General features: G+C 65.3%; 7 protein-coding genes. 1 reads left to right on the forward strand and 6 read right to left on the reverse strand.

Features of this window, described 5'->3' with window-relative positions; all coding sequences use genetic code 11:
- Positions 1-616: 616 nt before the first annotated feature.
- Complete coding sequence (glyS, locus tag FRAAU_RS00790) at positions 617-2,797, reverse strand: glycine--tRNA ligase subunit beta (RefSeq protein WP_014401662.1); 2,181 nt, start codon at positions 2,795-2,797, stop codon at positions 617-619.
- Entirely contained in the window at positions 2,794-3,702 is a 909-nt protein-coding gene (gene glyQ / locus FRAAU_RS00795) for a glycine--tRNA ligase subunit alpha (protein WP_014401663.1), read from the reverse strand. Before glyQ ends, glyS begins: the two co-directional genes overlap by 4 nt.
- A 132-nt stretch (positions 3,703-3,834) precedes the next feature.
- On the opposite strand from glyQ, the gene FRAAU_RS00800 reads away from it, so the two are divergent.
- Positions 3,835-5,670 (forward strand): GspE/PulE family protein, encoded by a 1,836-nt coding sequence (locus tag FRAAU_RS00800; protein WP_245546461.1) that lies wholly within the window; start codon positions 3,835-3,837, stop codon positions 5,668-5,670.
- Here FRAAU_RS00800 and FRAAU_RS00805 read toward each other — a convergent pair.
- The 4 genes from FRAAU_RS00805 to mnmG all read right to left on the reverse strand — a co-directional run bounded on the left by FRAAU_RS00805 (position 5,660) and on the right by mnmG (position 12,749).
- A complete protein-coding gene (locus FRAAU_RS00805; protein ID WP_014401665.1) occupies positions 5,660-7,480 on the reverse strand; it encodes an autotransporter outer membrane beta-barrel domain-containing protein in 1,821 nt (606 codons plus the stop codon). The genes FRAAU_RS00800 and FRAAU_RS00805 overlap by 11 nt on opposite strands.
- Positions 7,481-7,548: 68 nt before the next feature.
- Entirely contained in the window at positions 7,549-9,894 is a 2,346-nt protein-coding gene (locus FRAAU_RS00810; RefSeq protein ID WP_014401666.1) for a Tex family protein, read from the reverse strand.
- Between the two features lie 91 nt (positions 9,895-9,985).
- Positions 9,986-10,762: an RDD family protein gene (locus FRAAU_RS00815; RefSeq protein ID WP_014401667.1), complete on the reverse strand. Its 777-nt coding sequence runs from the start codon at positions 10,760-10,762 to the stop codon at positions 9,986-9,988.
- A 109-nt stretch (positions 10,763-10,871) separates the two neighbouring features.
- Entirely contained in the window at positions 10,872-12,749 is a 1,878-nt protein-coding gene (gene mnmG / locus FRAAU_RS00820) for a tRNA uridine-5-carboxymethylaminomethyl(34) synthesis enzyme MnmG (RefSeq protein WP_041270685.1), read from the reverse strand.
- Between the last annotated feature and the right edge of the window lie 68 nt (positions 12,750-12,817).

Here is a 12,817-nt window from a genome sequence, read left to right on the forward strand (position 1 = left end):
CGACGTCGGCTCCGGATTTGCCGTTCGCCTGTCGGCCCCCTTGATCTCGCCGATGCATCCGATCACATGCTGTTCGTGTGAAGGGCATGGAATTTCGTCGACATCTCTCTGTACGGCCAGGGACCCCTCCCAAGCCGGCCATATCTTTCTCTGCGATGCGCTCCGAACGTGGCGACATTTCGGATGTCTGTCTTTTACCGCATGTCGCACATCAATAAATTGCGACATCGAAGGGTGGATGTCAACAAGTTGCGATTAATCTGTGATCATTACGTGATAACGCAAGAATATGACGCCAGGGTCTTGGAAGGGCAGTCGTGTGGGCCTTTGCCGTGTCGGTAGCCACCATGAATATTTCGTTTTCAGGCCGGTTAGACCAAGGTGTTCGAATAGAGGGCTCCAGGCGATCGATCCGCCAAGCTTTTACGGGCGAGGAACGCTCTGCCGTGGCACGGTGCATGTCGGAAAGGGTTCGCCTCTGCATATCGGATTCCGGGCCATCCCATGGGGTTGTATCGGGCATCTGCCTGCAGGTCGTATCAGGATCCTGTGGTCACAGGCACGAAAAAGGCCGGATCCCTCGCAGGATCCGGCCTGATGGCGGCGAAGCGTCCGTTTACAGTCGGCTGATATCAGCCACGGCCAGCAGCTGTTGCTGCAGGCTTTCCAGCAGCGCCAGGCGGTTGGCGCGTACGGCCGGGTTTTCGGCATTGACCATGACTTCGTCGAAGAAGCCATCGACCGGACCCTGCAGCAGGGCCAGTCGTTCCAGCACTCCGACATAGTCGGCCTGGCGCAGGCGCTCGCTATTGTCGCGGCTCAGCTTGTCCAGGATATCGGCCAGGGCCGCCTCGGCGGGGCTCTCGAACAGCTCGGGCCGGATGGCATGGGAGCCGGGCCGGTCTTGCTGGCCATCTTCCGTCTCGGTGCTCTTGCGCAGGATATTGCTGACCCGCTTCTGTGCCGCGATCAGACTGGCTGCGGCCGGACTGCCGGCAAAGCCCGAGATGGCACGCAGACGGCGGTCGAAGTCGACCAGATCGGGGCTGCGCACCGCCAATACGGCATCAAAGGCGGCGGTGCTGAAGCCCTGGTCGGCGTAATAGCCGCGCAGGCGCTCCTGTACGAAGTCGAAGAGCTCGCCGGCCAGAGTCTGGCGGCGGGCGCCTGCATCCAAGGCGACGACTTCGGCTTGGGGCTTGCCCTTGGCGGGCTTGAGGCCAGCGATCAGGGCCGCTTCGGGAATCAGCTCCAGCGCCTCGATCAAGGTGGCCGGCAGATCGATGACCAGGCCGCTTTCGATCAGGGTGCGAGCCAGGCCCAGTGCGGCACGGCGCAGGGCGAAGGGATCCTTGTTGCCGCTGGGCTTCAGGCCGACGGCGAAAATGCCGGCCAGAGTGTCCAGCCGGTCGGCGACGGCCAGGATCTGACCGATGCGGTCGCTGGCGATGGCGTCGCCGGCGAAGCGGGGGCGGTAATGTTCATCCAGTGCCAGCGCGACTTCGCGGCTCTCGCCATGATGCTGGGCGTAGTAGCGGCCCATCACGCCCTGCAGCTCGGGGAATTCGCCGACCATGCGGGTCAGCAGGTCGCATTTGCTGAGCGAGGCGGCGCGGGTGGCCGCGCCGGCATCGACGCCGCTGCGGCCTGCGATGATGCGGGCCAGCTCGGCGACACGCACGGTCTTGTCCCACAGGCTGCCCAGCGACTGCTGGTAGGTGACCTTGGCCAGTGCCGGCTGGTAACCGGTCAGCGGCGTTTTCAGGTCCTCGTCCCAGAAGAACTTGGCATCGGCAAAACGGGGGCGTATCACCCGTTCGTAACCCTTTCGGATCTCGGCCGGATCACGGCTCTCGATATTGGCTACCCCGATGAAGTGTTCGCTCAGGCGTCCGCTGTCGGCATCGAAGGTCGGCACGAACTTCTGATTGGTCTCCATGGTGGTGACCAGGGCTTCGGCCGGTACTTCCAGGAATTCGCGGTCAAAGGCGCAGGCCACGGCCACTGGCCATTCGGTGAGGTTGGCGATTTCGTCCAGCAGCTCGTCGGACAGTCGCGGCTGACCGCCACTGGTCTTGCCGGCAGCGCTGACCTGCTCGCTGACACGTTGGCGACGCTGGACTGGATCGGCCAGCACCTTGGCGCCTCGCAGCTGTTCCAGCCAGCTGTCGGCCGAATCGATGCTGACGGCTTGCGGATGCATGAAGCGATGCCCGCGGGAGAGCCGCCCGCTTTCCAGACCCAGCAGGCTGGCCGGGATGACGGTTTCGCCATGCAGCATGACCAGCCAGTGCGCCGGGCGCACGAAGCTGTAGTCATGGTCGGACCAGCGCATCGGGCGCGGTACCGGCAGGCCCTTCAGGGCGTCCTCGACGATCTGCGGCAGCAGGTTGGCCAGCGGCTGGCCGGGGCGGGTGCTGCGATGGACGAAGCGTTCGCCCTTGTCGGTGACGATCCGTTCCAGCTGCTCCGGCGCCACCCCGTTCTTGGTGGCGAAACCACGCAAGGCCTGGGTCGGCTGGCCATCGGCATCCAGGCCCACATTGACGGCGGGGCCCAGCACTTCGGATTCGATGGTCGGCTGTTCGGTCGTTACCCAGGGCAGGTACACGGCCAGTCGGCGCGGCGAGCAGAAATGGCGGGCGGACCGACCCTGATCCTCCTCGGCGATGCCGAAGGCTTGCTGCTTCAGGCCGGCGATGATGCCGTCGAAAAAGGCCTTGGCCAGGGTGTCCAGCGCCTTCGGCGGCAGCTCTTCGGTTCCCAGTTCGATCAACAGCGGTTTGGCGTGGCTCATGCGGCCTGCTCCTTGGACTTCTTCAGGCCGGGGAAACCCAGCTTTTCGCGCTGGGCGACATAGGTTTCGGCGACCAGGCGGGCCAGGGTGCGGACCCGCAGGATATAGCGCTGACGCTCGGTGACGCTGATCGCGCGGCGGGCATCGAGCAGGTTGAAGGTATGGCTGGCCTTCATCACCTGTTCGTAGGCCGGCAGCGGCAGGCTGGCTTCGATCAGGCGGTTGGCGGTGGCCTCGCAGGTATCGAACCACTGCAGCAGGGCTTCGACGTCGGCATGCTCGAAGTTGTAGGTGCTCTGTTCGACTTCGTTCTGGTGGAACACGTCGCCGTAGGTCACCACGCCATGCGGGCCGCGGGTCCACACCAGATCGTAGACGTTGTCGACGTTCTGCAGATACATCGCCAGACGTTCCAGACCATAGGTGATCTCGCCGGTGACCGGGCGGCATTCCAGGCCGCCGGCCTGCTGGAAATAGGTGAACTGGGTCACTTCCATGCCGTTGAGCCAGACTTCCCAGCCCAGACCCCAGGCACCCAGGGTCGGCGACTCCCAGTTGTCCTCGACAAAGCGCAGGTCATGCACCAGCGGATCGATGCCCAGTTCCTTCAGCGATTCGGTGTACAGCTCCAGAATGTTCTCGGGATTGGGCTTGAGCACCACCTGGTACTGGTAATAATGCTGCAGGCGATTCGGATTCTGGCCGTAGCGACCATCCGTCGGCCGGCGCGAGGGCTGCACATAGGCGGCGGCCCAGGGCTCGGGACCGAGCGAGCGCAGGAAGGTGGCGGGATGGAAGGTGCCGGCTCCGACCTCAAGGTCGAGCGGCTGCAGCAGCACGCAGCCTTGTGCCGCCCAGTAGCGGTTCAAGGTCTGGATGATGTCCTGGAAGGTGAGCGCGGACATGGGATTCCGTGGGTCAGGCATAAAGATCACAGTATAGCGTCGCCATCCGGTGCGGTCAGGTTTGCCGTGCGGCTTGTGTCCGGCGAGGGTGTTGTATGGTGGGCTGCCCCGTCACCACAGGAGCTGGTCTTGATACCCAGTTTGTCTCGCACGACCGGATTGAGCGACAGTCGTGGCCGGCTGCAGCTGCCCGGTCTGCTGGCGGCCCTTGTGGCCGATGGTCTGGTGCGCCCGGAAGATGCGGCGCGGCTGTCCCATGTACGACGGGACGGGGCGAGCCCCGAGGTTCATCCTCTGGTGCTGCTGGCCCGGGCCCATCTGCCGGATGCGCATGATCCCTTGCGCAGTCTGGGTCTGGAAACGCTGACGGAGTGGCTGGCGGGCCGGGCGGGCCTGCCTTATCTGCGGATTGATCCGATGAAGATCACGCCGGAGGCGACCCAGTCGGTCAGCCAGGCCTATGCCGGCAAGCATGGGATTCTGCCGGTGGCGGCGGATCGCGAGGCACTGGTTTTTGCCACGGCCGAGCCTTTCGATCAAGTCTGGGCCGATGATCTGGCCCAGATGCTGCGGCGCGAAGTCAGGCGGGTAGTGGCCAACCCGCTGGATATCCAGCGTTACCAGCTCGAGTTCTACCAGGTCCAGCGTTCGATCCAGATGGCCAGGGAGTCCAAGGCGAGCGCTGCTCCGAACGCATTGCCGAACTTCGAGCAGTTGCTGGAGCTGGGCAAGTCGGGCGAAGTCGGTGCCGATGACCGGCATGTGGTGCATATTGTCGACTGGTTGCTGCAATACGCTTTCGAGCAGCGGGCCTCGGACCTGCATCTGGAACCGCGCCGTGAGGCCGGCCGGGTCCGCTTTCGTATCGACGGCGTGATGCAGCAGGTCTTCGAACTGCCACCACCGGTGATGATGGCGGTCACATCACGGGTCAAGATTCTGGCGCGCATGGATGTCGCCGAAAAACGCCGGCCGCAGGACGGCCGGATCAAGACCCGTTCCGGCGGCGCTCGCGAGGTGGAACTGCGGATTTCCAGCATGCCGACGGCTTTTGGCGAAAAGCTGGTGATGCGGGTCTTTGATCCCGATGTGGTGATGAAGGATTTCGGCCAGCTCGGCTTTTCCCCCGAGGAGCAGGCGATCTGGGAACAGTTGATCGGGCGACCGCACGGCATCGTGCTGGTGACCGGACCCACGGGTTCGGGCAAGACCACCACCTTGTATTCCACCTTGAAACGCCTGGCCCGGCCGGAAATCAATGTCTGCACGGTCGAGGATCCGATCGAGATGGTGGTGCCGGAGCTCAACCAGATGCAGGTCCAGCCGGCGATCGATCTGGATTTCGCCGCCGGGGTCAGGACCTTGCTGCGGCAGGATCCTGACATCATCATGGTCGGCGAGATCCGTGATCTGGAAACGGCGCAGATGGCCGTCCAGGCGGCACTGACCGGCCATCTGGTCTTGTCCACCCTGCATACCAATGATGCGCCCAGCGCAGTGACCCGGCTGCTGGATCTGGGCGTGCCGCATTATCTGATCCAGTCGACCCTGGCCGGAGTGGTTGCGCAGCGTCTGATCCGGGTTCTGTGCCCGCATTGCAAGCGGCCTGCCCGCCAGGATCCGGCTGAATGGGCGGCCTTGACCGCCGGCTGGGATCTGCCCTGTCCGGAGCAGGTCCAGGCACCGGGCGCTTGCATCGAGTGTCGTCAGACCGGATTTCTCGGCCGCGTCGGCATTTACGAAATGCTGCCGATCGGGGCGACGCTGCGCGCCAGGATCACGGCCGGCATGGAGCTGGGCCGGATCGCAGCCGTCGCACGGGCCGGAGGCCTGAAGCCACTGCGGATCGCGGCCGCCAGGCAGGTAGTCGCGGGTCTCAGCACGGTGCATGAGGTCATGAGCTGCCTGCCGCCGGTGGAAGAGGCCGCAATGTCGATCGATCAGGCCTCAGGCCCCGTCACAGGGTGAATTTCAGGCCGAGGTCGTAGCTGTTCATGCGCTGGCTGCGATCCGCGACGCGACCGCTGTAGCCAAGCCATGCCTGCAGCCGCGGGCTGAATTGCGCGCGAAGTCCGATCCGGCCGCTGAACCAGTTGCGGTCGGGCGCAAAGCCATCGAGAGTGAAATGCCCGGCCAGACTGTCGAGGCCCGCCGTCACGGCATCCGGCCGCGCCCGGCTGTCATGGTTCCAGTCGATTTCAAGCATGGGGTCTAGCCGCACCGGACCGGCCTGCACGGAGCCCTGCAGGCGCCAGCCGGTATGGCTGATCAGCGCCAGCCGCTGCTGGCTGGCGAACCACATCGAGGTGGCGTCGCGCCCGGTTTCACGATAGCCGTCGACATGTATCGAATCCCATTCGATGCCGGCGACCGGGCCGTGGGTGATGGCACCGGAGCCGAAGATCCAGCCGCCTTGCAGACCCGTACCCAGGTGCGAGCCATGGGTACTGCCGGTTTCGCTCACGCTGGCCGTGCCCAGATTGAAGCGACGGTCGATCTGGCTGAAATTCAATTGGCCGGCGCTTGCGAAGGCGCCCAGATAGCCGCCGCCGGCATGGTAGAAGGCATAGCCGCTGCCGCTGACATCGCGCAAGCGGTAGCCGCCGGCCGAACCCAGCGAGGCATTGTTCTGGCTGGCACCCAAGGCCAGACCGACGGAAAACCGGTCGTTGATGCGGGCGTCGGTACCGAGGCTCAATTGACTGTCATGGCTGGCGCCGGCCGGTGCCGAACCACCGTTGAAGTGCTGATCGGTATAACTGACGGCGGCGAAGGCTCGGGTCGAGGCGCCGAACCGGTCATTCAGCATCTGCTGGGAGAGCACTTGGTTCTGGGCCTGGATCGAAGCCAGCGGTGCTTCGCGGAGCAGGGATATCTGGGCCGGTGCTGCCAGTTCCGACAGTACGGCTTCGGCCAGCAAGGCATGAGCGGCCGTGGTCGGGTGCACCGAGTCGGCGAACAGATAGTTGCTGGACGCGGCCGGGCTGACCAGGGTTGCCGCCGAGCAGAGAATCGACGAGCTGGTCGTACAGGCCGGTTGGGACACATTGCCGAAGCCGTAACGGGCCGGGTCGGCCATCACCTGATTGAGCAAGGCATAGACGTTGACCGGAATGATGCCATTGCCCATGTGGCTGACGGCCTGGTTCAACTGTTGGTTGTAGGCCTGGCTGGTGGCGGTTGCCTGAGTCGCCTGGGCACTTCCCAGATAGGCCGGAGTGGCGCCCAGATCAGGCAGGTTGAACACCACGACGTAGCGGGCCCCTGCATGTTGCAGAGTGGCCAGCTGGCTGCCTGTGGCGCTGGCCGTGGCCGCTGCGGCGGCGCGGGTGGTCAAGGTGCTGCTGCTGCTCTGCAGTTCGGCGAACAGGTCATTGGCCCCGATCCACACGGTATACAGGGCGCGGGGGGCGGCATGACCCTGCTGCGCGGTCAGATAGGTTTCGATCTGGCTGGCGCTGGAAGGCAGACTGAGGCCGAGGAAACTCCCGGTGCTGGCAGACTCGGCGCCACCCCAGGCGTAGTCGGTGCCTCCCTGGCTGGAAGGCTTCAGTGACAGGCCGTAATGGTCGGCAATATGCTCCACTGCCACTTCGCCGGGATTGGTGGTGAAGCGCATGACGGGGCCGCCGGGAAACAGCAGTGACGAAATATTGCCGTTGTCGCTCAGGCTGTCGCCGAAGCTGACCATCCGGTCGAAGCCCGAGGCGTGGGCGCAGGCCAGGCTGCCCAGGCCGAGGCAGTATGCCGCCGCCTGCAGAAGTCGAGTGCTTGTCATGTCGCTCCCCATGCAAAGGGGCGCGATCATGATCACGCCCCCGGGGAAACACAAGCTGCACTGCAGTGTCAGCGTTTCAGGGCACGCGCCATGGCATCGGCAAAAGCACTGTTGGCCGGGCTGGTCGATCCGCCGCCGTTCTGACGCGGCGGGTTCTTGCCGCGCGAGGCATTGTCCTGGCGGGGCTTGCCGCCCCGTGCACGGTTGCCGTCCTGGGGCTGGGCCTTGCCTGGCTTTGCCTGGCCGGGTTCGTCATCCAGGCGCATGCTCAGGCCGATCCGCTTGCGCGGCAGGTCCACTTCCATCACCTTGACCTTGACGATGTCACCGGCCTTGACCGCATCGCGCGGATCCTTGACGAAACCGTGCGAGAGGGCAGAAACGTGGACCAGACCGTCCTGATGCACGCCGATGTCGACGAAGGCGCCGAACGCGGCCACATTGGTGACCCGGCCTTCAAGCACCATGCCTGTCTTCAGGTCTTTCAGATCTTCCACGCCATCGGCGAAGCTGGGGGCGACGAAGGCCGGACGCGGATCGCGGCCGGGCTTCTCCAGCTCGCGCAGGATATCGCGGATGGTAGGCAGGCCGAAGCGCTCATCGGTCAGAGATTCAGGCTGCAGGCCGCGCAGGAACGAGCTGTCGCCGATGATGGACTGCACCGTCCGGCCGCTTTGGGCCAGGATCCGCTCCACCACCGGATAGGCTTCCGGGTGCACCGCGCTGGCATCCAGCGGCTGGTCGCCGTCCAGAATGCGCAGAAAGCCGGCGGACTGCTCGAAAGCCTTGTCGCCCAGCCGAGAGACCTTCAGCAAGGCCCTGCGGTTGGTGAAGCGACCATGGCTGTCGCGATGCTTGACCACGTTTTCGGCGACACCGGCGCTGAGACCGGCAACCCGGCTGAGCAGGGCGGCAGAAGCCGTATTGACGTCCACGCCGACGGCATTCACGCAGTCTTCGACCCGGGAATCCAGGGCGCGTGCCAGCTTCACCTGATTGACATCATGCTGGTATTGGCCGACGCCGATGGCCTTGGGTTCGATCTTGACCAGCTCGGCCAGGGGGTCCTGCAACCGGCGGGCAATCGAGACCGCGCCACGCAGCGAGACATCCAGGCCGGGAAATTCCCTGGCGGCGAGTTCCGAAGCGGAGTACACCGAGGCCCCGGCTTCGCTGACCACGATCTTGGCCGGCTTGCGGTCGTCCAGCTGGCGGATCAGTTCCCCGGCCAGCTTGTCGGTTTCGCGCGAGGCGGTGCCGTTGCCGATCGCGATCAGATCAACCTGATGCTCGCGGCACAGGGTGCTCAGCGCGGCCAGGGATTCCTTCCACTGCTTGCGTGGCTCGTGAGGATAGATGGTGGTGGTGGCCAGAAGTTTGCCGGTGGCATCGACCACGGCCACCTTGACGCCGGTACGGATACCAGGATCGAGTCCCATCACGGTACGTGCCCCGGCCGGCGCGGCCAGCAGCAGATCCTTGAGATTGTCGCCGAAGACCCGGATGGCCTCGTCCTCGGCGCCTTCGCGCACGCGGCCGAACAAGTCCAGGGTCAGGTGCAGATGCAGTTTGGCCCGCCAGGTCAGGCGCACCGTCTCGCGCAGCCAGGCATCGGCAGGGCGGCCCTGATCGCGGATGCCAGCATGGGCGGCGACCCGGCCTTCACCTTCCACATGGCCCTGGTCGGGATCGGCCGTGGGGCTCAGCTCCAGATCGATGATACCTTCGTTGCGGGCTCGCATCAGGGCCAGCAGCCGGTGCGAGGGAATCTTGCCGATCGCCTCGGCATGGTCGAAGTAATCGCTGAACTTGGCCCCGGCCTGTTCCTTGCCAGCCACCACCTTGGCGCGGATCTGGCCCTTGGCCCACAGCCAGTCGCGCAGCTCGCCGACCAGAGCGGCATCCTCGGCAATGGTTTCCATCAGGATCGCGCGAGCCCCGTCCAGCGCGGCCTTGACGTCGGCGATGCCCTTGTCGGCGTCGATGAACTTCCCGGCGACCGCTTCCGGCGTCTGCGAAGGGTCCTGACGCAGGGTTTCGGCCAGCGGCTCGAGGCCGGCCTCGCGGGCGATCTGGGCCTTGGTGCGGCGCCTGGGCTTGTAGGGCAGGTACAGATCTTCCAGCCTGGCCTTGGTGTCGGCGGCCAGCAGATCGGCCTTCAAGTCGTCATGGAGCTTGCCCTGTTCCTCGATGCTGGCAAGAATCGTGCCCCGACGGTCTTCCAGTTCGCGCAGATAGCGCAGGCGCTCTTCCAGGGTCCGCAGCTGCGTGTCATCCAGACCGCCGGTGACTTCCTTGCGATAGCGGGCGATGAAGGGCACGGTGGCGCCGCCATCGATCAGTTCCACCGCGGCCGCGACCTGTTCGGGACGGGCGGCGATATCCTTGGCGATGCGTTGTTCGATACTGGGCATGGGCATAACGGTTGCAGCTTCCAAAACGGCGGCGAAACAGCTCGCGCGCCTGGGTCGGGCCAGGCCGCCGCGGCGGCCTGGCGGGAGAGACTCAGAGGTCGGGATCGCGATCGGCGGCCGGTTCGACGGAAGCTTCGGCCGAGGCGCGACCGCAGACCACCAAGGCGCTGGCCAGCATGTCGTGCAGCCCTTGGTGCAGTCTTGTCCATGCCACCGGGACATAGCACACCAGCGGCAGCAGGCTGAGGCCGCCGACCATGTTCAGCAGTCGCACCGCATTGCGGACGGCGGCACGGCGCCAGCTCAGACGCTGACCCTTGAGGTCGGTGACTTTGAGACCTACCGCCAGCTTGCCCAGGGTGGCCTGCCAGCGCGAACCTTCCATCGCCGTGTAATAGATGAAACCGATGATGATGCAGACGGCCGAGACGGCTTGCAGCTGCGACATCACGGCATTCGAGGCCGGGTCGGCCACGGCGCCGGCGAACGAGCCCTGGGACTTGATCAGGGCAATCCAGGTCTGCATGGCCCGATCGGCATGCATGCTGTAGAACACCATCAGATTGGGGACGACAAGCACGATGTTGTCCAGCAGCCAGGCCGCGAAACGATGCCAGAAGCCGGCCAGGTCGATGGCGGCTGGGCTGCCCGTGGCCGGGGTGTCTGCCGTAGGTGGCGGAGGTGAAGGCACCGACGCGGTGGCCGGCACATCGGCCGGGAACAGGCTGCGCAGGCTCTGCCAGTCGCGCATGCCTTCATGCCAGGCCAGGTCATCGGGGCTGACCTGGCCGGTACGCAGCCAGTCGCGGATATCCGCTTCCTGGTAGGGACCGTGGCGCTCGCCATCGCGGCCAATCCAAACTTCCATCAAACGCACTCCGGACTCGTCATCATCAATGCCTCCAGTGTACATGGATGCCGCAGGGGCATCGATTGCCGTCGGGGAGGCCGGTCAGGCGGTGCTGCTTCGGACGATTTCAGGCGGCACTGCGTCGCTTCAGATGCACCAGCAGCAGAGAGATTGCGGCCGGGGTCACGCCGCCGATCCGCGAGGCCTGGCCCACGGTGGCCGGCATCGCCTGCTTCAGCTTCAGCAGCACCTCGGCGGACAGGCCCCGCACGGCTTCATAGTCGAAACCGGGCGGAATCGCGGTGGTTTCATGGCGCCGCTGGCGCTCGATTTCCTCGCGCTGGCGTTCCAGGTAGCCGGCATATTTGATCTGGACTTCGACCTGTTCGGTCACGGCCGGATCCAGGACCGGGGCCTGGATGCCGGGCACTCCGGCCAGCTGGCGATAGCCGATGCCGGGACGACGCAGCAGGTCCAGGGCATGGGTCTCGCGGCTGACGGTCAGATCCAGATGTTCGGCCAGTTCCGCGCCAAGCGCATTGCCGGGCGAGGCCCACAGCCCGCGCAGCCGCGCGCTTTCGCGCTCGATGGCCTCCTGCTTGGCCTGCAAGGCCTGGTAGCGGGCTTCGGGCACCACTCCCAGACGATATCCGATCGCGGTCAGTCGCAGATCGGCATTGTCCTCGCGCAGATGCAGCCGGTATTCGGCCCGCGAGGTGAACATGCGGTAGGGCTCCAGGGTGCCGTTGCTGGTCAGGTCATCGACCAGCACGCCCAGATAGGCCTCGTCGCGTCCGGGATACCAGGGGGCTTCGTCGCGGCTGGCGCGGGCGGCATTGAGGCCGGCCAGCAGGCCCTGCGCCGCGGCTTCCTCGTAACCGGTGGTGCCATTGATCTGGCCGGCGAAGTAGAGGCCTTCGATGGCCCGGGTTTCCAGCCAGGGCTGCAGGCCGCGCGGATCGAAATAATCGTATTCGATGGCATAGCCCGGGCGGGTGATATGGGCCTGCTCGAAGCCTTTGATCGAGCGCACCAGAGCCAGCTGCACATCGAAGGGCAGGGAGGTGGAAATACCGTTGGGGTAGATCTCACGGGTATTGAGGCCCTCCGGCTCGATAAAGATCTGGTGCGAGCTCTTGTCGGCAAAGCGCACCACCTTGTCCTCGATCGACGGGCAGTAGCGCGGGCCCGTCCCTTCGATCTGGCCGGTATACAGCGGCGAGCGGTCCAGACCGTCACGGATCAGCTGATGGGTGTGTTCGCTGGTATGGGCGATCCAGCAGCTGACCTGACGCGGATGTTCCGCCTGCGAGCCCAGATAGGAGAACACCGGCATTGGCTGGTCGCCGGGCTGCTCTTCCAGCTGGCTGAAATCGATGCTGTCCCGGGCGATCCGCGGTGGCGTGCCGGTCTTCAGCCGCTCGGCAGCCACCGGCAGTTCGCGCAGTCGCTGCGCCAGGGTGGTGGCCGGCGGATCACCGGCGCGGCCGCCGGCATACTGGGCCGGGCCGATATGGATCTTGCCGGCCAGAAAAGTTCCGGCGGTCAGCACCACCCGCCGGGTCGCGAAACGCAGACCCATCTGGGTGATCACGCCGCGAACCTGGCCGTGCTCGATCACCAGATCGTCCACCGCCTGCTGGAACAGATCCAGGTTCGGCTGCCCCTCGACGATGGCGCGGATCGCGGCCTTGTAAAGGTCCCGGTCGGCCTGGCAGCGGGTGGCCCGCACCGCCGGTCCTTTGGAGGCGTTCAGGGTCCGCCACTGGATGCCGGCCCGGTCGGCGGCATGGGCCATGGCACCGCCGAGGGCATCGATTTCCTTGACCAGATGGCCCTTGCCGATGCCGCCGATGGCCGGATTGCAGCTCATCTGGCCGATGGTCTCGATGTTGTGGGTCAGCAGCAAGGTGCGGGCACCGCTGCGGGCCGCGGCCAGGGCCGCCTCGGTACCGGCGTGGCCGCCGCCGATGACGATCACATCATAGGGGGTGGGATACAGCATGGACATGGCAGGGCATCAGCAAATACGAGGGATCAGGATACAGCATCGCCTGCCACAATCCGCGCCGG

This window comes from Frateuria aurantia DSM 6220, from assembly GCF_000242255.2.
GTDB classification, from domain to species: Bacteria; Pseudomonadota; Gammaproteobacteria; order Xanthomonadales; family Rhodanobacteraceae; genus Frateuria; species Frateuria aurantia.